Source organism: Pseudoalteromonas sp. QJM3NY_12, assembly GCF_056173165.1.
In genome coordinates this window covers 2,279,889-2,304,922 of sequence record NZ_CM149661.1, presented here as the reverse complement: position 1 = coordinate 2,304,922, position 25,034 = coordinate 2,279,889, and the positions used below count along the sequence as shown (strand labels likewise).

Annotated in this window: 20 protein-coding genes; 14 read left to right on the top strand and 6 right to left on the bottom strand. The window is 41.3% G+C overall.

Annotation, left to right across the window (positions count from 1 at the left end; all coding sequences use genetic code 11):
* The first annotated feature begins 1 nt into the window (after window position 1).
* The 7 genes from rseP (at window position 2) to AC0VZ5_RS10775 (ending at window position 7,274) form a co-directional block, all read left to right on the top strand.
* Window positions 2-1,354, top strand: a complete 1,353-nt coding sequence (gene rseP, locus AC0VZ5_RS10805; RefSeq protein ID WP_464707666.1) for a sigma E protease regulator RseP — start codon at window positions 2-4, stop codon at window positions 1,352-1,354.
* Between the two features lie 106 nt (window positions 1,355-1,460).
* On the top strand, window positions 1,461-3,932 hold the full coding sequence (bamA, locus tag AC0VZ5_RS10800) for an outer membrane protein assembly factor BamA (protein WP_138605035.1): 2,472 nt from the start codon (window positions 1,461-1,463) through the stop codon (window positions 3,930-3,932).
* Between the two features lie 11 nt (window positions 3,933-3,943).
* The gene (locus AC0VZ5_RS10795) at window positions 3,944-4,462 is read left to right on the top strand and encodes an OmpH/Skp family outer membrane protein (RefSeq protein ID WP_138605034.1); all 519 of its coding nucleotides are present in this window, start codon (window positions 3,944-3,946) and stop codon (window positions 4,460-4,462) included.
* A 7-nt stretch (window positions 4,463-4,469) separates the two neighbouring features.
* Window positions 4,470-5,492 carry a UDP-3-O-(3-hydroxymyristoyl)glucosamine N-acyltransferase gene (lpxD, locus tag AC0VZ5_RS10790; protein ID WP_475472795.1) on the top strand — a complete coding sequence of 341 codons (1,023 nt, stop codon included), beginning with the start codon at window positions 4,470-4,472 and terminating at the stop codon, window positions 5,490-5,492.
* A 27-nt stretch (window positions 5,493-5,519) separates the two neighbouring features.
* Window positions 5,520-5,972 carry a 3-hydroxyacyl-ACP dehydratase FabZ gene (gene fabZ / locus AC0VZ5_RS10785; RefSeq protein WP_008110974.1) on the top strand — a complete coding sequence of 151 codons (453 nt, stop codon included), beginning with the start codon at window positions 5,520-5,522 and terminating at the stop codon, window positions 5,970-5,972.
* 2 nt (window positions 5,973-5,974) lie between these two features.
* Window positions 5,975-6,745: an acyl-ACP--UDP-N-acetylglucosamine O-acyltransferase gene (gene lpxA / locus AC0VZ5_RS10780; protein ID WP_178956348.1), complete on the top strand. Its 771-nt coding sequence runs from the start codon at window positions 5,975-5,977 to the stop codon at window positions 6,743-6,745.
* A 136-nt stretch (window positions 6,746-6,881) separates the two neighbouring features.
* Window positions 6,882-7,274, top strand: a complete 393-nt coding sequence (locus AC0VZ5_RS10775; RefSeq protein WP_138605031.1) for a septal ring lytic transglycosylase RlpA family protein — start codon at window positions 6,882-6,884, stop codon at window positions 7,272-7,274.
* Between the two features lie 12 nt (window positions 7,275-7,286).
* Here the strand turns inward: AC0VZ5_RS10775 and cydC are convergent, their stop codons facing one another.
* From cydC to AC0VZ5_RS10750, 5 genes are read right to left on the bottom strand one after another with little or no spacing between them, the layout of a single operon-like run.
* The gene (gene cydC, locus AC0VZ5_RS10770; RefSeq protein WP_475472792.1) at window positions 7,287-9,023 is read right to left on the bottom strand and encodes a thiol reductant ABC exporter subunit CydC; all 1,737 of its coding nucleotides are present in this window, start codon (window positions 9,021-9,023) and stop codon (window positions 7,287-7,289) included.
* Complete coding sequence (gene cydD / locus AC0VZ5_RS10765) at window positions 9,016-10,791, bottom strand: thiol reductant ABC exporter subunit CydD (RefSeq protein ID WP_475472790.1); 1,776 nt, start codon at window positions 10,789-10,791, stop codon at window positions 9,016-9,018. Before cydD ends, cydC begins: the two co-directional genes overlap by 8 nt.
* On the bottom strand, window positions 10,781-10,945 hold the full coding sequence (gene cydX / locus AC0VZ5_RS10760; RefSeq protein ID WP_008110965.1) for a cytochrome bd-I oxidase subunit CydX: 165 nt from the start codon (window positions 10,943-10,945) through the stop codon (window positions 10,781-10,783). Before cydX ends, cydD begins: the two co-directional genes overlap by 11 nt.
* 12 nt (window positions 10,946-10,957) lie before the next feature.
* A complete protein-coding gene (gene cydB / locus AC0VZ5_RS10755) occupies window positions 10,958-12,097 on the bottom strand; it encodes a cytochrome d ubiquinol oxidase subunit II (RefSeq protein ID WP_475472788.1) in 1,140 nt (379 codons plus the stop codon).
* The gene (locus AC0VZ5_RS10750) at window positions 12,094-13,677 is read right to left on the bottom strand and encodes a cytochrome ubiquinol oxidase subunit I (protein ID WP_475472787.1); all 1,584 of its coding nucleotides are present in this window, start codon (window positions 13,675-13,677) and stop codon (window positions 12,094-12,096) included. Before AC0VZ5_RS10750 ends, cydB begins: the two co-directional genes overlap by 4 nt.
* A 294-nt stretch (window positions 13,678-13,971) precedes the next feature.
* On the opposite strand from AC0VZ5_RS10750, the gene lpxB reads away from it, so the two are divergent.
* The 6 genes from lpxB to AC0VZ5_RS10720 all read left to right on the top strand — a co-directional run bounded on the left by lpxB (window position 13,972) and on the right by AC0VZ5_RS10720 (window position 21,976).
* The gene (gene lpxB / locus AC0VZ5_RS10745; RefSeq protein ID WP_290170177.1) at window positions 13,972-15,129 is read left to right on the top strand and encodes a lipid-A-disaccharide synthase; all 1,158 of its coding nucleotides are present in this window, start codon (window positions 13,972-13,974) and stop codon (window positions 15,127-15,129) included.
* Complete coding sequence (rnhB, locus tag AC0VZ5_RS10740; protein WP_178956342.1) at window positions 15,119-15,718, top strand: ribonuclease HII; 600 nt, start codon at window positions 15,119-15,121, stop codon at window positions 15,716-15,718. Before lpxB ends, rnhB begins: the two co-directional genes overlap by 11 nt.
* 2 nt (window positions 15,719-15,720) lie before the next feature.
* A complete protein-coding gene (dnaE, locus tag AC0VZ5_RS10735; RefSeq protein ID WP_475472784.1) occupies window positions 15,721-19,212 on the top strand; it encodes a DNA polymerase III subunit alpha in 3,492 nt (1,163 codons plus the stop codon).
* Between the two features lie 16 nt (window positions 19,213-19,228).
* A complete protein-coding gene (accA, locus tag AC0VZ5_RS10730; protein ID WP_008110950.1) occupies window positions 19,229-20,185 on the top strand; it encodes an acetyl-CoA carboxylase carboxyl transferase subunit alpha in 957 nt (318 codons plus the stop codon).
* Window positions 20,186-20,327: 142 nt separating this feature from the next.
* On the top strand, window positions 20,328-21,638 hold the full coding sequence (tilS, locus tag AC0VZ5_RS10725) for a tRNA lysidine(34) synthetase TilS (RefSeq protein WP_475472782.1): 1,311 nt from the start codon (window positions 20,328-20,330) through the stop codon (window positions 21,636-21,638).
* Window positions 21,635-21,976, top strand: coding sequence for a hypothetical protein (locus AC0VZ5_RS10720; RefSeq protein WP_138605024.1), 342 nt, complete (start codon window positions 21,635-21,637; stop codon window positions 21,974-21,976). Before tilS ends, AC0VZ5_RS10720 begins: the two co-directional genes overlap by 4 nt.
* 57 nt (window positions 21,977-22,033) lie before the next feature.
* Here AC0VZ5_RS10720 and AC0VZ5_RS10715 read toward each other — a convergent pair whose 3' ends face one another.
* Window positions 22,034-22,930: a GGDEF domain-containing protein gene (locus AC0VZ5_RS10715; protein WP_413402630.1), complete on the bottom strand. Its 897-nt coding sequence runs from the start codon at window positions 22,928-22,930 to the stop codon at window positions 22,034-22,036.
* A 126-nt stretch (window positions 22,931-23,056) separates the two neighbouring features.
* Between AC0VZ5_RS10715 and AC0VZ5_RS10710 the strand changes: the two genes are divergently transcribed.
* Window positions 23,057-25,030: a monovalent cation:proton antiporter family protein gene (locus tag AC0VZ5_RS10710; protein WP_138605022.1), complete on the top strand. Its 1,974-nt coding sequence runs from the start codon at window positions 23,057-23,059 to the stop codon at window positions 25,028-25,030.
* Window positions 25,031-25,034: the final 4 nt, after the last annotated feature.

Here is a 25,034-nt window from a genome sequence, read left to right as displayed (position 1 = left end):
AATGTTCGATTTTTTTTGGAATTTAGGCTCGTTTATACTTGCGCTCGGTATTTTAGTGACCGTTCACGAATATGGTCATTTTTGGGTAGCACGCAAGGCTGGCGTTAAGGTACTGCGCTTTTCAATTGGTTTTGGTAAACCCCTATTAAAATGGCACGATAAATACAATACTGAGTATGTGATTGCGGCAATACCACTAGGTGGTTACGTAAAAATGTTAGACGAGCGTGTTGATGAAGTACCTGCCAATCAACGTCATTTATCGTTTAATGCTAAATCTGTTCAAGCGCGAATAGCTATTGTAGCAGCAGGGCCCATGGCGAACTTTTTATTCGCTATTTTTTCTTTAGCGGTCATGTATATGGTGGGTGTGCAAACCATAAAACCGGTTGTAGGCAATGTTGTTGAAGGCAGCAGAGCAGAACAAGCGGGCATTTTGCCTACTCAGCAAATAATTAAAATTGGTGATGACGATATTAGCAATTGGCAAGATGCGACTTTCTCTTTGATGTCGCACTTGGGTGATAAAAGCGTTGCTGTTACTTTACGTAACGAAAATTATCAACAAACAACGCAGACTCTTAACCTCGATGGCTGGAAGCTTGATCAGCAAGACGTACCGCCATTAAGTTCGTTGGGGATTGTGCCGTTTCGCCCTCAAGCAACACTCACCATCGCTGCAATTACCAAAGACTCTGCTGCTGAACAGGCAAATTTACAGGTTAATGACGTTATTTTGGCTGTAAACGGTGAAACAATGAGCAGTTGGCAGCAATTAGTTAATCTTATTACTCAATCGGCTAACAAATCCTTACAATTTAGTGTAAAAAGACAAGATAGTATAAAAACCATATTAGTTACCCCAAAGAGCCGAGTTGTTAGTAATGGTGTTGAACAAGGCTTTTTAGGTGTTGCTCCAGTTGTAGAGCAGTGGCCTGATGATTTTGTTGAGACTAGACATTATGGGCCCCTAGATAGTATTGTGCTGGGCACAAAAGAGACATGGCGTTTAATTACGCTGAGTTTTGACATGATAGGTAACTTAATTACTGGTCAAGTGTCAGTGAAAAATTTAAGTGGGCCTGTCGGCATTGCAGTCGGTGCCGGCACAAGTGTTAGTTACGGATTAGTCGCATTTTTAAGCTTTTTAGCTTTGATCAGCGTTAATTTGGGAGTATTTAATTTACTTCCTCTGCCGGTGCTTGATGGTGGGCACTTAATGTATTACATAATTGAACTTTTTCGTAAAAAGCCGGTCTCTGAAAAGACACAAGAGTTTGGTTTTAAAGTGGGAGCCTTGCTACTCATTTTTCTAACATGTTTCGCTTTGTTCAATGATGTATCGCGCTTGTAGTTGTTTAAGCGTGGTAACGACAAATTAGAACACGATTGTAAAGCTCGTAACTATTTAGTTTTCGATGCTAAGCGGTAATACAGTTGTAAAGGATAAAGATAATAAAATGGCTATAAAAAAACATTTGGTAGTTTCAAGTTTATTGGGTGCAAGTTTTGCAGCCCTAGGCCAAAACTCCTTTATTGTTGAAGATTTAAAAGTTGAAGGATTGCAACGTGTTGCACTTGGTGCCGCATTAACGCATATTCCTATTAACGTGGGCGACAATGTTGATGAATACACAATTTCAAAAACAATTAAGTCACTTTATCGCTCTGGTCACTTTGACAATATAAAAGCGTTGCGTGATGGCAATAACGTAATTTTTAAAGTAACTGAACGTCCAACAATTAGCTTTATTGAATTTGAAGGCAATAAAGACATTAAAGATGAGCAGTTAAACCAGTCCCTTGATCAACAAGATATTCGTCAAGGCGAGCCGCTGGACAAAACGGTTATCGATAATATTGAAAAAGGTTTAGTTGAGTTTTTTCACAGTATTGGTAAATACAATGCAAAAGTGGACATTAGCATCACTAAGCTGCCACGTAATCGGGTTAAACTGAGACTCGAGTTTGATGAGGGCGATGCTGCCTCTATTCGTCAAATTAACTTAGTTGGTAATGAACTTTTTTCAAACGAAGAGTTATTACAGCTTGCTGAGTCGCAACAAGATTTACCTTGGTGGCAGTTTATGGGTAGCGATCGCTATCAAAAACAAACCATCGAAGGCGATTTAGAAAAAATTCGTAGCTTTTATTTAGACCGTGGCTATTTACGCTTCAATATTGATTCGACTCAAGTGTCAGTCAGTCCTGAGCGTGAATCGGTTTATGTAACGGCAAATATTACCGAAGGCGTAAAGTACAAGGTAAAAGGCTTTGATTTTATCGGTGATTTACTCGGCCGAGAAGAACTAATCAAAAGTGTTATCCCGCTTCGCACCGGAGAGCTTTATAACGGCTCAGTGGTAACTTCTTCAGAAGAGTTTATAAAAAGTTACTTAGCTCGTTTTGGATATGCTAACGCTGAAGTACGCACCATTCCAGAAATTGATGACGAAAACCAAGAGGTACAACTGACTTTATCGGTTGACCCTGGTAAACGTGTTTATGTACGTCGAATCATTGTAGGTGGTAACCAAAATACAGCTGATGAAGTACTGCGTCGTGAAATGACACAGCTTGAAGGGGCATGGTTATCTAACCAAAACTTAGAGCGTTCTAAATTGCAAATTCAACGCTTACCTTATATGGAATCGGTTGACTTTAATGTAGTGCCTGTTCCGGGTGTTGATGATCAAGTTGACGTTGACTTTACTGTTAAAGAGCAATCTGCGGGTAGTTTTAACGCCGGTCTTGCTTATGGTTCATACTTAGGTCTGCAATTTAATATTGGTGTAACCGAATCTAACTTTTTAGGTACGGGTAATCAAATTGGTTTTAACATTAATACCTCACGTGGCTCTGAACGCGTGAGTGTGTCATACACAGACCCTTACTTTACGCCAGATGGTGTATCGCAAGGTAGTAGTATTTTTTATAGTAACTACGATGCTAGCCAGTTTAGCTTGATTGACTATAAGTCAAAAAGTTATGGCCTTGGAACCAACATTGGTTTTCCAATTGATGCTATAAACCGTATTAACTTTGGAGCTCGTTGGATAGAAGAAGAGCTATCTGATATTGCAGAATATGAGCAAACACGTGTACTACGTGAAACTTTCCTAGACCCAGAGAACCCAGATGCGGGCTTTGAGTTTACCAAGTATGAGTTAAGTGTGGGTTGGTCGCGTGTAACGGTTAACCGTGGTTTATTCCCAACAGCAGGCTCAAGACAAACATTAAACCTGACAGCCACAACGCCGAACTCAGATTTAAAATACTTTAAGTTAAATTATGATTCACGTTTTTACTGGCCTATCTCAAACGATCATCGCTGGGTATTTTCGACCCGTGCGGCATTAGGTTATGGTAATGGCTATGGTTCTACCAACGGGTATGATCAGACGTTACCGTTCCAAGAATACTTCCGTATTACAGAAATGGAACTACGTGGCTTTGACAGAAATACTATTTTACCGCGTGCGGTATCAAGAGAGCCACTACCTATACCTGGTACGCCATCAGGTGATGGCACAACCACAGGCAATATTGGTGGCGCTCCAGAATTTGACGTGCTTTTCCCACAAGGTCGTATAGGTGGTAATGCGAAGGCCGTTGCAGGTATGGAGCTTATTGTTCCTACACCGTTCTTAGACGAAGAAAATACCAGTTCAGTACGTACCAGTTTCTTTGTTGATGCTGCCAACGTTTGGGATACCGAGTTTAACGTTGATCGTTATCAAAATTTGGGTATTGATGAGCGTGCAAAATTAGATGACTATTCAGACCCAATGCGCTTTAGGGTTGCAACCGGTTTATCTTTACAATGGATCTCACCTATGGGTCCTATGCTGATCAGCTTTGCGTATCCGTTGCAAAAAGAAGAAGATGACGATACCAAGACCATCAGTTTTAATATTAGTAACACTTTCTAAAGGAGTTTTTTGTGAAAAAATTATTCAAATCAACAGCCGTTGCCGTTTTAGCTACACTTATGATGGGTACATCAGTTAATGCTTTTGCTCATAAAGTAGGTATTGTAGATATGCAAGAAATTTACAAGCAGCTTCCACAAATGGCTAAAATCGAACAGTCTCTACAAACGGAATTTGCTGAGCGTCGTCAAGAGCTTGAAAAGTTACAAGGTGATATTCGCTTTGAAGCAGAAAAGTTTAAGCGTGAAAGCACCACAATGAGTCAAGAACAAAAAGACGCATTACGTGATAAAATTCAGGGTATGCAAAAAAACCTTGCTGAAAAGGGTCGCCCATTAGAGCAAGAAATTAAAGCACGTCAAAATCAGGAGTTGGCTAAAGTTCAGACTTTAATCATTGAAACTATCCAAGAGATTGCTAAAAAAGGCGACTTCGATGAAGTTAAAGTAAAAGACACAACTATTTACTTCAACCCTAAAGAAGTAACTGATCTTTCTGAAAAAGTAGTTACAGCTGTAAGTAAGAAATAATTAATCTATGCAAAATTATACGCTTTCGCAAATTGCGGAACTTCTAAGCGCCGAGCTTCAAGGTGATGGCGCTTTAGAAATTAAAAAAATAGCGACACTTGCAAATGCCCATTCTGGGCATATTGCATTTTTAGCGAACAAGAAATATCGCTCTCAGCTTGAGACAACAAAAGCCAGTGCAGTAATACTTAGCCCTGACGATGCGCCTTATTTTTCAGGCAATAAAATCATTGTTGCCAATCCTTATGTTTGTTATGCCAAACTCGCTCAGTTTATGGATACTACACCACGTAGTGCAAATAGTGGTATACACCCGAGTGCGGTAATACATGCCAGTGCACAAGTGAGCAAAAATGCAGCCATTGGTGCTAATGTTGTAATTGAAGCTGATGCTGTAATTGGTGATAACGTACAAATTGGTCCGAACAGTTTTATTGGTGAACGTGCTAAAATAGGTTCAGGCACCAAACTTTGGCCAAGTGTGAGCATTTATCATGATGTTGAGATTGGCGCAGACTGTCTATTGCAAGCAAACACAGTTATTGGTAGTGATGGCTTTGGTTATGCAAATGAACGCGGTCAGTGGCTTAAAATTCCACAATTAGGATCTGTGATCATTGGCGATAAGGTAGAAATTGGCGCAAGTACCACGGTAGATCGTGGTGCGCTCGATGATACCATTATCCACAGTAACGTTATTATTGATAATCAGTGCCAAATAGCACACAACGTTGAAGTTAACTCAGGCACCGCTATCGCCGGTTGTACTGTACTTGCAGGCAGTGTCACCATAGGTAAAAATTGCCAGATTGGCGGCATGAGCGCGATTAACGGTCACATGTCTGTGTGTGATGGTGTTATAATTACCGGCATGAGTATGGTGACCAAATCAATCACCGAACCAGGTATTTACTCATCTGGTATGCCTCATACGACTAACAAAGAGTGGCGAAAATCAATTGCTCATTTGCGCAACCTTTCAGACATGAAATCACGTCTAAAAGCGCTTGAAGCATTGAACAAGTCATGATCGTTGAACACTAATAAGGATGCTATTTTGGCAAACGAATTAAATAGCCTTGATATTCAAGAAATTTTAAGTTTATTACCGCACCGTTACCCGATGCTACTAATTGATCGTGTAATCGATTTCACCCCAGGTGAATCGTTGCATGCAATTAAAAATGTATCGATTAATGAACCTATTTTCACTGGCCATTTCCCAAATCAGCCGATTTTTCCTGGTGTGCTAATATTAGAGTCAATGGCGCAAGCAACGGGTCTATTAGGGTTTAAAACGGTTGAAAATCGCAGCGAAAACGAACTTTACCTATTTGCAGCCGTAGACAATGCCCGTTTTAAGCAGCCGGTTGTACCAGGTGATACCATGCATCTTCATGTTAAGTTTTTAAAAGAGCGTCGTAACATATGGAAATTTGCGGCTGAAGCTAAAGTTGACGGCAAAACAGTGTGTAGCGCCGAAATCATGTGTGCTAGAAGAGAGTTTTAATTGTGATCCATGCTACGGCAATAATCGAACCGGGTGCAAAACTTGGTAACAATGTGTCAGTTGGACCATACAGTTACATCGGTAATGATGTTGTTATTGGTGATGACTGTATAATTGAGTCTCATGTTGTTGTTAAAGGGCCTGCTACCATTGGCTCTGGTAACCATATTTTTCAGTTTGCTTCTGTAGGCGAAGCCTGTCAAGACAAAAAATATAACAACGAGCCAACCAGCTTAATTATTGGCGACAATAATGTTATTCGCGAGTGTGCGACTATTCACCGCGGCACAATCCAAGATGAGGGCGTCACTAAAATAGGCAGCAATAATCTATTTATGGCTTACACTCATGTTGCGCATGATGCTGTTGTTGGCGATAACGTTATTTTTGCAAATAATGCCAGTGTAGCGGGTCACGTTCATGTTGGTGATTGGGTGATTTTAGCGGGTAACTCCGGTGTGCATCAATTTTGTAAAATTGGTGCGCATGCATTTGTTGGTATGTATTCGGGGGTAAACAAAGACGTACCTCCATTTGTTACCACCATTGGTATGCCAGCAGGCCCTGCAGCAATCAATACTGAAGGCATGAAACGCCGTGGTTTTGAAAGTGATGAAATCATGGCAGTACGCCGCGCTTATAAAGCGTTTTACCGCAAGAGCTTAGGTGTTGATGAAGCGATTGAATTACTTGCTGAAGATGCTGCAAAGTTTCCAGCAGTGCAATTGATGATTGATTTCGTTAAAAGTTCTGAACGCGGTATTGTGCGTTAAAAAATAGCATTTTTAACAAATTAAAAAACCACCTTTGAGTAATCAAGGTGGTTTTTTATTAGCTGATTAATAATTCAGTCTCTACTCAGTATCGTCCTATTACACTTCCTACACATTTCCCTATAAAGTATAAAGAATGAAACTGATAAAGTTAGTATTGCTTTCAATGCTATTGGTTATTTTAAATGCATGTAGTGCTTTGCCAAGTAATATAAATAATCAACAACGTGATGTTGCAGAGCAAGGTAAAGCATCATTTTATGCTGATAAGTACCACGGCCGAACTACTGCCAGTGGCGAGCGATTTAGCCAACAAGCAGCAACAGCTGCTCACTTAAAACTCCCGTTTGGTACACGGGTAAAAGTTACTAATATTGCTAATAATAAGTCAGTGGTGGTGAGAATTAATGACAGGGGTCCTTATATTCAGGGGCGAATTATAGATCTATCAAAAGCTATGTTTGAAAAAATAGCCGACTCTAGCGCCGGCGTTATTGATGTATCGGTCACCGTTATTGAGAATAAGTAATACTGCTAAGGGCTAAAAGCGGGTTGTTAACGCCACATAGTCAGGGTGTTCATTGAGCAATTGTTGATGTGAACCTTGAACGATGATTTGTCCACTATCTAACCAGATAACACTATCCATTTGCGATAACAATGCTGGATCATGAGTAATTGTTAATACACTGGCATGCTCTTTTAGCTGTAAAACACTATTCATAACAGCTTGTTTAGAAATATTATCGAGCCCTTCAGTCGGTTCATCGAGTACTAAAATGGCGGGTTTTTGTAGCAGGGCCTGTGCCAAGGCTATACGTCTTGATTGACCTTGAGATACATTTCGCCCGCCGGTACCTAAACGGGTTTTCAGCCCTTGTTTGAGCTCAGAGAACCAACCACCAAGTTCTGCCTGTGTTAATGCCGCTGTCATTTGTTGCGGTGTTGCATCAGGTGCCGCATAGGCAAGATTATCGCTTAATGTACCATCAAAAATATGATGCTGCTGGGCTAAAATATTTAATGTCTTTGCACGACTCTCATTATTTAAATCATGCAGGCTTATGATTTCTTTGTCGCTTTGTAAGTTTATTGTTCCTTGCTGCAGTGGCCATAAACTACTGAGCAAATTCACTAAGGTCGTTTTACCACTGCCGCTTCTACCAACAATGGCCACTTTATGCTTCGCGGGGAGCTCAAAACTCACATTATTTAATGCTTGCTTTTGGCCATAGTGATAGCTGACATTATTTAATGATAATGCCCAGTGCTTATTTAATAGCTCAATATCTGTGGTTGATACATTATTTGTGCTAAGCGTTTTGTCTTCAAGAATAAAGAGTCGCTCAGCTGCTTTTAGTACATTAGGAAGCTCAATAAAGGCGTTAGGCAGTAACAATACGCTTTCAAAACTGGCAAGCACAAACAGGCTCAACATCGCCAGCTCTACATTGACCATAGCACCGCTAAACACTAGCGGCACAATAGTAATAATGCTGGCAAGCATAGCCAATTGCACTATGAGTAAGCTTAAGCCATCAGCGTTGCCAAGAGTCTTATGACGAATAAATAATTGCTGATTATACTGTTCACTTAACTGATCACATTTAGTGAGTTGTTGGTTTCGAGCTTGATAAATATTTAGCTCTCTAAGACCCGTAAGGGTGTCTGATAGCTCTGCTCTAAGTTGTGCACTAAGCAAGGTTTCTTGGTGACTATTTTTATCTAATTGCTTACTCAATATTGCCGGTATAATCACCCCAATAATAATAATCCCAACAAAACAAATAAGAGCGACATTTACATTGTAGGCTGACATAAACAGCATAATAATAGGCACAGTCAGCAAAGCTACTAACATCGGCAGCAACACATTTAAATAAAACTTATCTAATGCGTCTACATCGTTTTGTAAGCGATTAACTAAATCGGCACTGCGGCTCATAGCTAAATCAAGGTTATTGAGCTTGCTGAGAGTGGCGAACATGTTTACTCGTATTTCACTTAACAATAAAAATGTGGCGTTGTGAGTAACTAAGCGTTCAGCGTAACGTGAGGCGGTGCGCACAATCGCTAAAAAGCGGATGGTGCCAGCTGGGGTAAAGTAGTTCATATGGACGCCGGCAATTCCTGCGGCTGCCATAGAAGCTAAAAACCAGCCTGAAATAGCGAGTAAGCCTACATTAGCTAGCACCGTGAGTGACGCTAGAAACGTCCCTAAAAGCATCGCTTTATAATGAGGGCGGCACAATTTGAGCAAACGAATAAAATTAGCCATTAGTTACCCCTTGTTGTGCTGTTTTTAGCAGCTTTGCAAATTCGCCAGGTTGCTGGCTGAGCGCTTTAAAATCGCCGTGTTGAACGATGCAGCCGTTTTCCATAACGATAAGTTGCTTAGCATTTTTTACTGTATTTAAGCGATGTGCGATGGTGATCACCAAGTGGTTTTTTGCATACTCAGCAATTGCGTTTTGAATGAGTTGCTCGGTTTGACTATCTAAATGAGCGGTTGGCTCATCGAGCATTAGAATAGGGGCGTGTTTTAAAAATGCACGAGCTAATGCTATACGCTGTTTTTGCCCGCCAGATAGTCCTTCACCTTGCTCACCTATTAAGGAGTTAAAGCCATCGGGTAGCTCGTTAATAAATTCCAGCGCACCTGCTTGCTCTGCAGCATGTACAAGTGCTTCATATGAAGCGTCTGGGTTACCTAATTTTATGTTGGCGGCTAGGGTGTCGTAAAATAAGGTTGGCTTTTGTGGGATCCATGCAATGTTTTGTTGTAATTGGCTTATATCCGCTGTCGTCAATGGTTGTTGTCCAATGGATATGTGTTGTATTACTTCTGGGTGAAAACCAAGCATGCAATCAAGTAGGGTGCTCTTACCTGAGCCGCTAGCTCCGACAATGGCTACTAGTCCTGTGCTTGGCAGGGTTAAATTAATATTATTTATTCCCTCATTGCTATTAGGGTAACTAAAGTTGAGCTCATGGATGCTTATAGCTCTACTAGCATTAACATTGATCTTTGCTGTGTGGCTATCATCATTTTCGGGCAGTGGTGCATTTAAAATAATCAACATATCTGCAGCAGCACTAATTCCCTGCAGGCGTGCATGGTAATGGCTGCCTAATTGGCGAAGGGGTAAATAAAATTCAGGTGCTAGTAACAGCACTACAAAGCCAGTAGCAAAATCTAGGGTGCCAAAAAATAATCTAAAGCCAATAATTACCGCTACCAGTGCCACACTAATTGTGGCTAAAAATTCCAGAGCAAAAGAGGATAAAAAAGCAATTTTTAACACGTTCAGCGTTGCGTGTCTAAAGTCATCGGAAATACGCGCGATTTGTTTAAGCTCTTTGCGTGTGGCATTAAATAATTTTAGTTGAGTAAGCCCTTGTACGCGATCAAAAAAGTAGTTACCTAACACTGCCAGTTGTTGCCAACGTTTTTGATTAAGTGCCTCGGCTTTGTGGCCAACTAAAATCATAAAAAATGGAATAAGTGGTGCAGTTAATAAAAATATTAATCCTGCTTTGTAATCGGTCGGAAATATAACCACTAATATTGCAATAGGAATAAGCGCACTGTAGGCAACCCCAGGTAAGTACTTTGCATAGTAGTCATGCAGTGCTTCTACGCCATTGTGCAGCGTGTTAAGTGTTGCACCTTGGCCATGTTGCTCTATATAACTTGGGCCGAGTTGTGTGAGTTTATCGAGTAAGGTTTGGCGAATAGCCGATTTAATTTTAAGGGTAGCAAATGCGCTCAAGCGCTCACTTAACGCTAAGAAAATGGCGCGCAGTAAAATAATACCCGCTAAAGGCCATAAATACTGGGTTACTTGGGCTAAACTATGCCCTTCAAACATCACCTCATGAATGGTTTGCGCGAGTAAGTAAGCTCCTGCAATCATTAAAATCGCATTAACTGTGCCAAGTGCAATGCTTAGCTTTAACCACATTGCCGCCGGTTTACTCTGCTGTTTTAAAAAAGCGCGCAGGGGTTGTTGCTGCGCGCGATTTGGTCGGGGATTAGTCGTCATTGTGATTTGTATTATGCTCGTTTAATAAATCATGGGTGGCTTGTTCATCATCAGCAATGCTGTTTTTATTTTGATGAAATTCATACCACATCACGTTTATAACGCCTAAGGTACAAGCAAGCAGTACACCTAAAATCCACGCGAAATACCACATAATTTAGTCTCCTTAATAACTGCCGTGAGGGTTATTTTCAATTTCATCAACGGTCACTCTGCGCCACATTTTCACATAACACCAGGTGGTGTAGGCTAAAATGAGTGGCACAAATATAACCACAGCAATAAACATAACATTGAGTGTTCTGTGGCTCGATACCGCATCCCAAATTGTTAAGCTAATATCAGGGTTATTGCTTGAAGGCATAATAAACGGAAATAACGATACGCCCGCAGTCATAATCACCCCAATTAACATCACACTGGTTGCTAATAATCCCAAAGCGGGCTTATTCAATTTAGAAAACAGGAGTGCACACAGTGCCATCGCAAATGCCAAAATAGGGAAGGTCATTGTCCATGGACGCTCACTGTAGTTATTAAGCCATGCGCCTTGAGCAGTGGTAACTACTTTAGCCAGTGGATCTGCATGGCCTTGGGTGTCACCCATAGAGGCAATTTGATAGCCCGTTAGGTTGGCAACCCACACACCAGCTGCCGCAAATAACACTATAAAGGCAAGTAATGAGTAGCGACCATATTGTCCTGAGCGCTCAGCAACTTGATCAGCGGTTCGCAGTTGTAACCACATGCCCGCATGTGCCACTAACATAGTAATACTAACCAAGCCGGCAATGAGCGCAAACGGATTAAGTAAAGCAAAAAACGACCCTTGATAACTGACTCTTAATAAATTATCGATATGAAACGGCACGCCTAAAAACAAGTTACCAAACGCGACACCAAATACTAGGGCAGGTATGGCACTGCCGGCGAATAAGCCCCAGTCCCAGTTATTACGCCAGCGTTTAGAGTCAACTTTAGAGCGATAATCAAAGCCAAGAGGCCTAAAAAATAATGCAAATAACACCAGCATCATGGCAAAGTAAAAACCAGAAAACGCTGCCGCATAAACCATAGGCCACGCTGCAAACAAGGCACCGCCTGCAGTAATAAACCATACTTGGTTACCATCCCAGTGGGCACCAATGGTATTAATAACGGTACGCCGTTCACTGTCTGTTTTGCCCACAAAGCGCAGTAACATAGCAACGCCCATGTCCATACCATCGGTAATGGCAAAACCAATTAACAGCACACCAATAATTAACCACCAGAGCATTTTTAATGTTTCATAATCAAAAATCATGATAGTTCTCCTTTAGCAGCCGTGCTGTGATCAGGTAATTCAAAATGGTACTTACCGGTATGAAGGGAGCTTGGGCCTTGCTTAATAAATTTAATCATTAACCATGCTTCAACAATCGCCAATCCAGTATAGAAAACAATAAAACCGGTCAAGCTAATTAAAATATCATTTACCGTCAGCGATGACGTTGCTAAAAAGGTCGGTAATACTTCAGAAATAGCCCATGGCTGGCGGCCATATTCAGCCACAATCCAACCAAATTCAATAGCAATCCAAGGCAGAGGAATGCTCAATACCGCCGCCCACAACAACCAACGTTTTTGTTCAATAATACGATGTGCGTTGTAATAAAAAGAGAGAATAAACACGCCAAGCATAATTACACCACAGCCAACCATAATCCTAAATGACCAAAACATAGGACCCACTTTAGGGAAGGAGTCTTTAACGGCTTGTTGTATTTGTGCCTCACTGGCATCTACCACGTTAGGGGTATAACGTTTCAGTAATAGGCCATAGCCTAAATCATCTTTCACGTTATCAAACCTTTCGATATTTGCAGGGGCATCGTCACCTGCGCGAAGTTTTTCTAGGTATTCATAAGCAATCATGCCATTGCGAATACGCTTCTCGTGTTTTTTCTCAAGATCTGAAATACCAATCACTTGTTCATCAAGTGAGCGCGTTGCAATAATACCTAATGCGTAAGGAATTTTAACCGCAGCATGAGTTACTTGCTCTTCAGAGTCAGGAATACCAAGCATGGTAAAAGCTGCGGGGGCTTCTTCGGTATGCCATTCAGCTTCAATGGTCGCGAGTTTTACTTTTTGTACTTCACCGACTTCGTAGCCAGATTCATCACCGAGTAAAATAACACATAAAATAGAGGCTAAACCAAAGCCTGATGCCACCGAGAACGAACGTTTAGCAAATGCCAAATCACGTCCTTTTAATATGTACCAGCTACTAATCCCAAGCACAAACATAGACGCCGCAACATAACCTGCAGACACAGTATGAATAAACTTAACTTGCGCTACAGGGTTAAATACTAGCTCTGCAAAACTAGTCATTTCCATACGCATGGTTTGATAGTTAAACTCTGCCCCGACTGGGTTTTGCATCCACGCATTAGCAACTAAAATCCATAGCGCAGACATATTTGTGCCCAGCGCCATTAAAAATGTTACCCCTAAATGCTGGCGTTTAGAGAGCCTGTCCCAACCTAAAAAGAACATCCCCACAAAGGTTGACTCTAAAAAGAAGGCCATTAAGCCTTCAATAGCTAGTGGTGCACCAAATACATCACCCACATAATGAGAGTAATACGACCAGTTAGTACCAAACTCAAATTCCATGGTGAGGCCGGTAGCCACACCAATAGCAAAGTTAATACCAAATAACTTGCCCCAAAACTTAGTCATATCACGATAAATCTCGCGACCGGTCATAACATAAACCGATTCCATAATAACTAAAATCCAGGTCATACCGATTGTTAACGGCACAAATAAAAAATGAAATAGAGCGGTGACAGCAAACTGTAATCGCGATAGATCCACGAAGGTTTCATCTATCATTTTTGGCTCCTTTGGTTGTGATGCAGTGACAGCACAAAGCAATTGTTAATGTTTTTTAATAAACTTTCAGTAATTTCTGAAAGTTTGCATCATTATTGGCGTTTGTACAATTTTTGTCAATATGTATATTAGAAAACTTTAATATACTATGACATTACATCAGTCTATAAAATACGCAATCATCAATTAAGAGTAAGCTAGAAAAAAGTGGTGCGTTTTAAGCGTTTAACCTGGCCTTAAAACACGGTAAACTAATCGGTATGAACGCCGGGTTTACTTGTGAAAAAATAGCAAATGAAAAAAGATAAAAAACAACTACGAATTGGTATTGTGGCAGGTGAACTGTCGGGCGATATTTTAGGTGAAGGGCTCATAAAAGCGCTTAAAGCGCATTTTCCTGATGCAATCTTTGAAGGTATTGCAGGTCCTAAAATGCAAGCACAAGGCTGCAAAACGCTGTTTGATATGGATGAACTGTCGGTTATGGGGTTGGTTGAAGTCCTAGGGCGATTACCGCGTTTACTAAAAATTCGCAAACAACTTGTGCAGCACTTTATTGATAATCCTCCTGATGTCTTTATAGGCATTGATGCGCCCGATTTTAATTTACGTGTAGAAAAACCGTTAAAAGATGCGGGTATTAAAACTGTGCAATACGTTAGCCCTTCAGTGTGGGCGTGGCGTGAAAAACGCATTCACACTATAAGTGCAGCCACTAACTTAGTATTGGCTTTATTACCTTTTGAGAAAGAATTTTACGACAAGCACCAAGTACCTTGTACTTTTGTAGGCCACACATTAGCCGACGACATTGCACTTGAACACGACGATAGCCAAGCCCGTAGCCAACTAGGCTTAAGTGCTGATGACAAGGTGTTAGCGTTATTACCCGGGAGCCGGGGCTCAGAAGTGGGCTTGTTAAGTGAAACCTACATAAAAACAGCGGCGCAGTTACAAACGCAGAACCCAGCGCTTAAAGTCGTTGTGCCACTGGTGAATGAAAAGCGTAAAGCGCAGTTTATTGCTATTTTAAATGCCACAGCGCCCTCACTTAATGTTAACTTACTAGACGGCCAATCAAATTTAGCCATGCAAGCCGCTGATGCCATATTACTGGCATCAGGTACGGCAACGCTTGAGGGCATGTTATATAAAAAACCAATGGTGGTTGGTTATAAAATTAAACCCATGAGTTATTGGATTTTTAAAACCTTATTTACCTTTAATATTAAATATTTTTCATTACCTAATTTATTAGCAGACGAAGAGTTAGTGCCAGAGTTTTTGCAAAGCGAATGTAATGTCGCTAATTTAACAGCAGCACTTACCCCTATGCTAAATAGTGACAATAAAGAATTAAAAGCCCGCTTTTTAGCCATACATGAAAAAATTAGATTAGATGCAAGTAAACAAGCTGCAAATGCAGTGGCGGAGTTAATAAATGCAAATTGAACGACCTAATGTAACCCTAATTGCCGGTGTAGATGAAGTGGGTCGTGGACCGCTGGTGGGCGACGTGGTTACTGCCGCTGTTATTTTAAACCCCGCTAAGCCAATCGCAGGCTTGGCCGATTCTAAAAAATTAACGGATAAAAAACGTCAATTATTAGCCACTGAAATAAAAGAAAAAGCACTGTGTTACGCCATTGGCCGTTGTAGCCCCAGTGAAATAGATGAGCTAAATATATTACAAGCCACTATGCTTGCTATGAGCCGCGCAGTGGAAGCACTTAGCACCGTGCCTGAATTTGTGTTTGTAGATGGTAACCGCCTGCCTAAATTAGCTATGCCCGCCCAAGCGGTGGTTAAAGGTGATAGCTTAGTCGCTGAAATATCAGCCGCATCTATTTTAGCAAAAGTGGCTCGTGATGATGAAATGATTGAACTTGATGCGCGCTATCCACAATATGGGTTTGCAGGGCATAAGGGGTATCCGACCAAAGCACACTTTGCAGCGCTTGAGCAATACGGCGCTATAGATGAGCATCGTAAGAGCTTTAAACCGGTGCAGCGTGTGCTTGCTCTTTCGGGTAAGGAGTAATTATGTCAGCTCCTGATTTTGTTCACTTAAGAGTGCACTCAGACTTTTCTATGGTTGATGGTTTGGCAAAAACCAAACCAATAGTCGCTAAAGCACAAGAGCTTGAAATGCCAGCGCTGGCAATTACCGATCAAATGAACTTTTGTGGTTTAGTGCGTTTTTATGGCGCAGCGCATAACGCAGGTATCAAGCCACTTGTTGGTGCTGATTTTTGGGTACGTAGCCCTGAGTTTCCTGATGAACCAAGCCGAATAACGTTATTAGCTAAAGATAACACTGGCTATAAAAATATTACTTTATTGATTTCTAAAGCTTATCAACGTGGTCATGTGTTTCATCGCCCAGTGATTGACCGTGAATGGTTAGTTGATTTAAAAGAGGGGCTCATCATACTCTCGGGTGCTAAAGATGGCGATTTAGGAAAAGCATTAATAAAAGGCAACCCCGCTATTGTTGAGTCGGTGGTAAGCTTTTATAAACAGCACTTTAGCGATCATTATTATATTGAGCTTATTCGCACCAACCGTGCTCAAGAAGAAAATTATTTGCATATGGCAGTGGAGCTTGCAACCACAGAGCAACTGCCAGTGGTGGCTACCAATGAAGTGGTATTTTTAAAGCCAGAAAACTTTGAAGCCCATGAAATTCGGGTGGCTATTTTTGATGGTTATACCCTAGATGATAAACGCCGACCAAAGCGTTTTTCACAAGAGCAATACCTAAAAACGCCAGAACAAATGGCAGAGCTATTTAGTGATATTCCAGAGGCGTTACAAAATACCGTAGAAATCGCAAAGCGCTGTAATGTAACCGTTCAATTAGGTGAGTATTTCCTACCAGATTACCCCACAGGCTCATTAAAAATTGATGAGTTTTTGGTTAAAGTCTCACAAGATGGACTTGAAGAACGACTGCAGTTTTTATTCCCTGATGAGCAAGAACGCAAAGAAAAACGCGGCGAATACGATGAGCGTTTAAAGATAGAGCTCGATGTAATTAACCAAATGGGATTCCCTGGTTACTTCTTGATCGTAATGGAGTTTATTCAGTGGAGTAAAGATAACAATATTCCAGTAGGTCCAGGACGTGGTTCAGGTGCGGGCTCCTTAGTAGCTTATGCGCTTAAAATTACCGACCTTGATCCACTAGAGTTCGATTTACTCTTCGAGCGCTTCTTGAATCCAGAACGTGTTTCTATGCCCGACTTTGACGTCGATTTTTGTATGGATAGACGTGATGAAGTAATTGATCATGTATCGGCTTTATATGGCCGTGATGCGGTATCGCAAATTATTACCTTTGGTACTATGGCAGCTAAAGCGGTTATACGCGATGTAGGTCGGGTACTTGGTCATCCGTATGGATTTGTTGATCGTATTTCTAAGCTTATTCCGGGCGATCCGGGAATGACCTTGGCCAAAGCGTTTGAAGTTGAACCTCGTTTGCAAGAAGCCTACGACGGCGATGAAGAAGTTAAAGACTTAATCGACATGTGTCGTATTCTCGAGGGTTGTACCCGTAATGCCGGTAAACACGCTGGGGGCGTTGTAATATCGCCGACCACAATTACCGATTTTGCTGCGCTTTATTGTGATGATGAAGGCAAGTTTCCGGTTACTCAGTTTGATAAAAACGATGTAGAAACCGCCGGTTTGGTTAAGTTTGACTTTTTAGGCTTACGTACACTGACCATCTTGCAGTGGGCAGTGGATATGACCAATGAACGCTTAAAGCGTGAAGGCAAGCAGCCGGTTGATATCAACACCATTCCACTGAATGATAAAAAAAGTATTGAACTACTGCTGCGCGCTGAAACCACCGCAGTATTCCAGCTAGAATCACGCGGCATGAAAGACCTAGTACGCCGATTAAAGCCCGATTGCTTCGAAGATATGATAGCCCTAGTTGCTTTGTTCCGTCCAGGTCCACTGCAATCAGGCATGGTAGATAACTTCATCGACCGAAAGCTCGGCAGAGAAGAAATCTCATACCCCGATGCGCAATATCAACACGAAAGTTTAAAGCCGATTCTTGAGCCGACTTACGGCATTATTTTGTATCAAGAACAAGTTATGCAAATAGCGCAGGTGCTGGCCGGTTATACACTAGGCGGCGCCGATATGTTACGTCGTGCCATGGGTAAGAAAAAGCCCGAAGAAATGGCAAAACAGCGCTCAACCTTTGAAGAGGGCGCGCGTAATAATGGCATTGATGGCGAGCTTGCGATAAAAATATTCGACTTGGTTGAAAAGTTCGCGGGTTATGGTTTTAACAAATCTCACTCAGCAGCTTATGCATTGGTATCGTATCAAACGCTGTGGATGAAAACCCATTATCCGGCCGAGTTTATGGCTGCGGTAATGTCGGCCGATATGGATAACACCGACAAAATAGTAACGCTGGTGGATGAGTGTGAAAACATGAAACTCACTTTGTTACCGCCCGATGTAAACGCTGGTGAATACAAGTTTACTGTTAATCTTCAAGGTGAAGTTGTTTACGGTATAGGAGCAATTAAAGGCGTGGGTGAAGCCCCCGTTGATGCCATATTGGAAGCGCGAGCGAAAGGTGGCCCATTTAAGGATTTATTTGATTTTTGTGCGCGTGTTGATTTAAAACGCTTGAATAAACGTGTCACCGAAAAATTAATTTATGCAGGTGCATTGGATCAGCTAGGACCAGAAAAAAACCAACCAGGGCGAGCAACGCTGCTGGCAAGTTTAAAAGATGCAATGCGCGCAGCCGATCAACACAACAAAGCTGAGCTGTTAGGGCAAAGTGATTTGTTTGGTTTACTGGCCACAGAGCCTGATGAAGTAGAGCAAGCGTTTATTAAAGCCACACCACTTACAGATAATCAGTGGCTTGATGGCGAAAAAGATACCTTAGGCCTTTATTTAACTGGCCATCCTATAAACCAGTATCGACGAGAGCTTGGCCATTATACTAGTGGCCGACTCATTGATTTGCAGCCCACTAACCGTGATGTAGTCTCAACTGGGGCGGGCTTGGTGATTGCCGCGAGAACCTTAATTAATAAAAAAGGAAATCGCTGGGGCTTGATAACTTTAGATGACAAAAGCGCCCGAATTGATGTACGCTTGTTTCCAGAACAGTTTGAAATGTACCAAGATATGTTGCAAATCAATAATATTTTGGTGATATCCGGACAGGTCAGCTTTGATAACTTCTCTGGTGGTATTACAATGACCGCCAGAGAAATAAACACCATTGCTCAGGCGCGTGAAAAGCGTATAAAAGCGATTAAGATGACGCTGAATATGGTGCAGATCGAGGCTGGTTTCTTCGATAAATTACAAAAAGTACTCGAACCATACAAAATGGGAACGTGTCCGATCAAGGTATATTATCAACGCCCCGATGCGTTGGTGCAATTAACCCTAGGGATCGAATGGTGTGTTACGCCAAGTGACGACTTAATCCATAAGTTATCGCTGATGGCAGCGCAAAATGTAGAACTAGAATTTAACTAATTAGGTAGTTTAGAGCATGAGCCTCAATTATCTTGATTTTGAGCTTCCAATCGCAGAATTAGAAGCAAAAATTGAAGAATTACAAAATGTAAGCCGCGCTGGCGAATTAGACCTTGGATTAGAAGAGGAAGTCAGCAAACTTAAAGAAAAGAGCGCACAAATGAAGGAGAAAATTTTCTCTGAACTTGGTGCTTGGCAAGTATCACAGCTAGCACGTCATCCGCTGCGTCCTTATACTCGAGATTATATCGAGCGTATTTTTACGGAATTTGACGAGTTTGCGGGTGATCGTACTTTTGCTAACGACCCTGCAATTTTAGGCGGCGTTGCTCGTTTAGATGGTGAACCTGTTATGGTGATCGGTCAGCAAAAAGGCCGTGGTACTGCTGAAAAAATTAAACGTAATTTTGGCATGCCAAAACCAGAAGGTTACCGTAAAGCATTGCGCTTAATGGAAATGGCTGAGCGTTTTAAAATGCCAATCATGACCTTTATCGACACCCCAGGTGCATACCCAGGTGTTGGCGCAGAAGAACGTGGTCAGTCAGAAGCAATTGCACGTAACCTAAAAGTAATGGCCGCACTAAAAGTACCTACAATTTGTACTGTTATTGGTGAAGGTGGTTCAGGTGGTGCATTAGCGATTGGTGTAGGCGACAGAGTAAACATGCTGCAATACAGCACTTACTCAGTTATTTCACCAGAAGGTTGTGCCTCTATTTTATGGAAAAGTGCTGATAAAGCGCCACTTGCAGCAGAAGCAATGGGTGTAACAGCCGAGCGTGTTAAAGAGCTAGATTTAATCAACAACCTAGTTGATGAGCCGCTAGGCGGCGCACACCGTAATTATGATGCCATGGCACGTAATTTAAAAGTTCGCCTTAAGCGCGATTTAGCAGACTTACAAGCGTTATCGCTTGAAGAGATGCTTGATCAACGTTACAAGCGTTTAATGTCGTTTGGTTATTGCTAAACATAGCTAAACATAGCTAAACATAGCTAAATGTAGCTAAATATAGAAAAAAGCCGCCTATGCGGCTTTTTTTGTTTTAATATACCGTAACGTAGAGCCTTTTTTATTCGGGTTATTAGCAATTCACTCATTGGTTATAATAATGCACACATCACAAATTTATCTGCAGGTACAAAAAGCCCTTAATCATTATATAGAAAACGGGCAATTCACATTTACTGTGGCCTTATCTGGTGGCGTAGATTCGGTGGTGTTGTTGCAGATAATGCATGGGTTAAAAGAGCAGTGGCCACAATTAAATTTAAGTGCAATTTATGTAAATCATGGCTTAAGTGATAACGCCCATCACTGGCAGCAATTTTGCCAAGCACGTTGTGAGCAACTTTCAATTTATTTTAAAGCGGCACACGTCATAATTAAGCAGCAATCGCGCACCAGTATTGAAGCGCAGGCTCGCGAAGCTCGTTATCAAGCGCTTGACGAATACAGCCCAAGTGATAGTGTCATTTTGTTAGGCCAGCATTTAAACGACCAAGTAGAGACATTTTTACTTCGTTTAAAGCGGGGCTCAGGCTTAAAAGGGCTCGGCGCTATGCAGCAAACTCGCATACTTAAAAGTGGCCGTGAGTGCTATAGGCCATTATTGGCGGTAAAACGCAGCGAGATAGAAGCGTTTGCCCAGCAATTTAATATTAGCCATATTACCGATGAATCCAACGCCAATGAGCACTTTGATCGTAATTTTTTGCGCCAACAAATAGTGCCTAAGTTGGCAGAGCGTTTTACTGGTTTTGAGCAGTGTACAGCACGAAGTATTGAATTATTACAGCAGCAGCAAGCACTACTGGATGAGTATACCCAGCAAGATCTCGCTCAGTGCATTAATCAACATCAGGCGCTTAATATACAAAATATGGCTCATTACAGCGCTATTCGCATTGCTAATGTATTACGCGCGTGGCTGGCATTATTTAGCCACACTATGCCCTCACAAAAGCAATTAACACAAATAATGAGCCAAGCCATTCATGCACAAGCTGATGCACAAATAAAAATTGAGCTAAGTGATGGGCAAATATGTCGCCATCAAGGTTTACTTTATTTTGTGCAACCAAAGCCATTAGCCGTTAATATTGAACGCGTAACAAGTCGCGAACTAGTGCTGAATGACGGACAAATACTACAATGCCTGCAGGGAGTGGGTATACGCGCCCCTAAAACGGATGAACAAGTTAGTGTGCGCTTTAACTGCAATAGTGCGCGTATTAAACCACTCAAAAAACCAGGTAGTAATACGCTTAAACATTGGTTTAAAGATGCAAAAGTAGCGCCTTGGCTACGTGCTGATATTCCATTAATTTTTTACAACGATGAGCTAGTGCAAGTGGTTGGTTATTTTGTTAGTGATAACCATAAAGATGAACATGGTGTAATTTGGGAGTATAAATTATGAGTCAACAAGCTCATGTTGGGCTGTCGCTTATCAATAAGGCACCCATTGGCATATTAATTACGCTATTGATTGCGGTTTTAGCGAATGTATTTTTAACCCTTAGTATTACTACCCTCGGCTACGCTGTATTGGGTGGCATGGTATGTGCCGCCATTTTACTTGCCTACTGGTTGGGTAAAGGGGGCGTGTTTTTCATTTTAGGAGTGAGTACGCCTTTACTGTTGGTGCTTTTTACACCGCTTGCAACAATTGCCGCACTACTTAATTTACTCAGTGGCTTCTTTTTTGGCTTTTGCGTCATGTTGCTAATTTACAAATACTTTATATTAAAAAAGTAGCGTAAAAAAGCCCAGCGGGGGAGGCTGGGCTTTTCTAATATTTTATTCTTTTATTGCTTAGTAAGCTTTTGCGCAATTTCGCCCAGATGCCTTTGCTTTATATAAGCCCTTATCCGCACGAGAAAATATCTCATTTTGGCAATCATCACTGTTAGTTAGGGTAAAACCAATACTGGTTGTTACATTGTACTTAGACATAATCGGTGAGTTTCTTACTAAACGCATAATACGTTCAGCAATCACTTTATTAGTGGTGAAAGCGGGATCCTCAATTAGTATTGAAAACTCATCGCCGCCAAAACGAAATACCGAATCTGTGCCTCGAATACTGCTAGATAAAACTGAAGCAAATTCTATTAAAACGTCATCGCCAATTTTATGACCATAGTTGTCATTCACTTGTTTAAAGTTATCTAAATCAAGCAGCATTAAACTAAATGGATGGCCGTTACGTCTATGATTTTCAAGCTTTTGTTGTAACATGTCATTAAATTGACTACGGTTGTTTAACCCCGTTAAAGAGTCTTTAGTTGCTAGCTTTAATACACGGCTGTACATTATGGCATTTCGCAGTGGATATATTAATACGCTGTGAAAGTGCTGCAGCTTTTTTTCAATAGCCGCACTAAGCGGATATTTGGTGTAATAAGTGAGTGTGCCTAAATGCTCATTTTCCACTTTTAGATCAAATGAGTAGGCTGGGTTTTCAACATCACTATTAGGTGTTTTTACATCAATATGAGCTGATTGAAAGTGCACCCCAGAAAAATTAAGCAGTTGTTTTGCAAAGCTTGCAAATGTACCTAAAATATCTTCCAGCACTAGGCTAGTTTGCAGTTTGGCCGCCAGCTCATGTAGTGCTGTTGGTGTATTGCTATTGTATTGCTCCGCTGAGAACGGCAAAAATTCACCGCGTCCAGAGATACGTTGTGTCAAAATATGAACGTTTTCCACTATTTATTCCCCCTATAGTATTACTTTTTATAAATAAGCAGATTGCGTGCCATATTTTTATTCTGGCTGAAAGTTATGCGGTTGCTATAGTTAAGTCACACTCCATAGATTGTTTTAAGGTTTGCGTTGCAAAGTATTAATGCTCAGATTTTTGGACTTTTAGTCGCTGCGGTTTTATTTGTATGGCTATTTAAGCGCATAGGGCTTCCCCCTGTGTTGGCATACTTGGCTGTGGGTTTATTCGCGGGTGGTCATGGTGTCGGCTGGATGACACAAAGCCATGAAATAGACTTTATTGCAGAGCTAGGTATTGTATTTTTGCTATTTAGCTTAGGTTTGGAGTTTTCAGTATCGCGCCTAATGGCAATGCGTAACATTGTATTTGGTTTAGGGTCGTTGCAAGTATTTGTTAGTAGTATTCTGCTGATTGTGATTCTGTACTTATTAAATTTTAACTTATTAACCAGTTTTACCATGGGCATTATTATTATGCTTTCCTCTACTGCGGTAGTTGCTAAATTATTAAAAGAGAGCGGCGATTTAAATAAACGCCGAGGGCAATTGGCAATTGGCGTTTTATTATTTCAAGATATTGCCGTTGTGCCATTACTGATTATTTTGCCTTTGCTTGCCAGCAATGACTCAAATGGTATTGGTTGGGCTTTGTTATTCGCACTTTCTAAAGGGGCGTTTGTATGCCTTTTGTTATGGGCTATTGGAAAATGGGTTTTACCTAGAGTATTTAATGAAGTGGCATTAGCAAAAAGTGATGAACTATTTGTGTTAACAACTCTATTAGTTGCTTTGTTTGCGGGTTTACTTACTTATTCATTTGGCTTATCAATGGCATTAGGGGCATTTTTAGCGGGTATGATGCTTGGTGAAAGCCATTATCGTCATCAGCTAGAAGCGGATATTCGCCCTTTTCGTGATATTTTAATGGGGCTATTTTTTGTCACCGTAGGTATGCAATTAGACATAAGTTTTGTTGTTAATCATGCAGGGATTATTGTTGTTGCCTTACTAGGAATTCTAATTTTAAAAATCGCCGTAGTAACCGTGTCGTCTTTACTTATGGGAGAGCGAAAACAGGATGCATTAGCCTGCGCTATTATGTTATGGCAAATGGGAGAGTTTGGTTTTGTGTTAATCGCACTCGCAGCACAGCATGACTTACTGAGTGTGGAGCAAGTCTCATTTTTAATTGCCATGGGCGTAATTTCTATGGCACTCACCCCGTATTTAATCGATAAAACTCCCTTTATTTTAAAGCGACTGGGTATGTTAGAGCGCGCTAAGTTTGCCTATGAAGACGAGCCACAAAGCAGTACGCTTTATAATAATCATGTCGTTATATGTGGATTTTCTCGGGTAGGGCAAACTATTGCCCGCTTTTTATCGCCAGAGGCTATTGATTATGTGGCCATTGAAAGCGATCCCATACTAGTGCAAGAAGGAAAAGCGGCGGGTGAACCGTTATTGTTTGGTCACGTTGAGCAAAAAGATATTTTAAAGTGTGCAGGGGTAGAGCGAGCACGCTTAGTGATTATTACCTTTACGGAATTTCAACAAACTCAAATAGTGATTGATGCCATAAAGCAGGTTGCTCCTAGGGTAAAAATACTCATAAGAACCCGTGATGACAGTCAACTAGAGCGTTTAAAAGATTTAGGCGTCACTGAGGTTGTTCCTGAGGCATTAGAGGCAAGCTTAATGCTGGTCTCACATGTGTTGTCTATGTCGGGTGTACCAATGAGCCGAATAGTCCGTCGCGTTAGTAGTGAGAGGCGTAACCGCTATAAGCTATTGCAAAGCTTTTTTGCAGGCGAAAACATCGAAAGCGATACCAATTTGCCCGAACGCTTAGAGTACTTACATGTCATTGCCTTGCCGGATAAAGCATTTGCGGTAAACAAGGCTATTAGTGAGCTTAATTTAGCTAAAAGAAAGGTGCTAATTAAGGCGCTTCGACGTGAAGGCGAGGAGATAGAGATGCCACAGGAGCATACCATATTATACGCAAATGATATTTTAGTATTGCAAGGTAAACCTAGGCGAGTAGAGCATGTTGAGCATTACTTACTTGATGGCATTGAGTAAGAGT

What these genes read in the sequence shown, in the direction of transcription:
- cydX (WP_008110965.1), bottom strand. Translation starts at nt 10,945, where the DNA reads ATGTGGTATTTCGCGTGGATTTTAGGTGTACTGCTTGCTTGTACCTTA.
- cydB (WP_475472788.1), bottom strand. Translation starts at nt 12,097, where the DNA reads ATGATTTTTGATTATGAAACATTAAAAATGCTCTGGTGGTTAATTATT.
- lpxD (WP_475472795.1), top strand. Translation starts at nt 4,470, where the DNA reads ATGCAAAATTATACGCTTTCGCAAATTGCGGAACTTCTAAGCGCCGAG.
- bamA (WP_138605035.1), top strand. Translation starts at nt 1,461, where the DNA reads ATGGCTATAAAAAAACATTTGGTAGTTTCAAGTTTATTGGGTGCAAGT.
- AC0VZ5_RS10750 (WP_475472787.1), bottom strand. Translation starts at nt 13,677, where the DNA reads ATGATAGATGAAACCTTCGTGGATCTATCGCGATTACAGTTTGCTGTC.
- tilS (WP_475472782.1), top strand. Translation starts at nt 20,328, where the DNA reads ATGCACACATCACAAATTTATCTGCAGGTACAAAAAGCCCTTAATCAT.
- cydC (WP_475472792.1), bottom strand. Translation starts at nt 9,023, where the DNA reads ATGGCTAATTTTATTCGTTTGCTCAAATTGTGCCGCCCTCATTATAAA.
- dnaE (WP_475472784.1), top strand. Translation starts at nt 15,721, where the DNA reads ATGTCAGCTCCTGATTTTGTTCACTTAAGAGTGCACTCAGACTTTTCT.
- lpxB (WP_290170177.1), top strand. Translation starts at nt 13,972, where the DNA reads ATGAAAAAAGATAAAAAACAACTACGAATTGGTATTGTGGCAGGTGAA.
- AC0VZ5_RS10720 (WP_138605024.1), top strand. Translation starts at nt 21,635, where the DNA reads ATGAGTCAACAAGCTCATGTTGGGCTGTCGCTTATCAATAAGGCACCC.
- rnhB (WP_178956342.1), top strand. Translation starts at nt 15,119, where the DNA reads ATGCAAATTGAACGACCTAATGTAACCCTAATTGCCGGTGTAGATGAA.
- rseP (WP_464707666.1), top strand. Translation starts at nt 2, where the DNA reads ATGTTCGATTTTTTTTGGAATTTAGGCTCGTTTATACTTGCGCTCGGT.
- AC0VZ5_RS10775 (WP_138605031.1), top strand. Translation starts at nt 6,882, where the DNA reads ATGAAACTGATAAAGTTAGTATTGCTTTCAATGCTATTGGTTATTTTA.
- cydD (WP_475472790.1), bottom strand. Translation starts at nt 10,791, where the DNA reads ATGACGACTAATCCCCGACCAAATCGCGCGCAGCAACAACCCCTGCGC.
- accA (WP_008110950.1), top strand. Translation starts at nt 19,229, where the DNA reads ATGAGCCTCAATTATCTTGATTTTGAGCTTCCAATCGCAGAATTAGAA.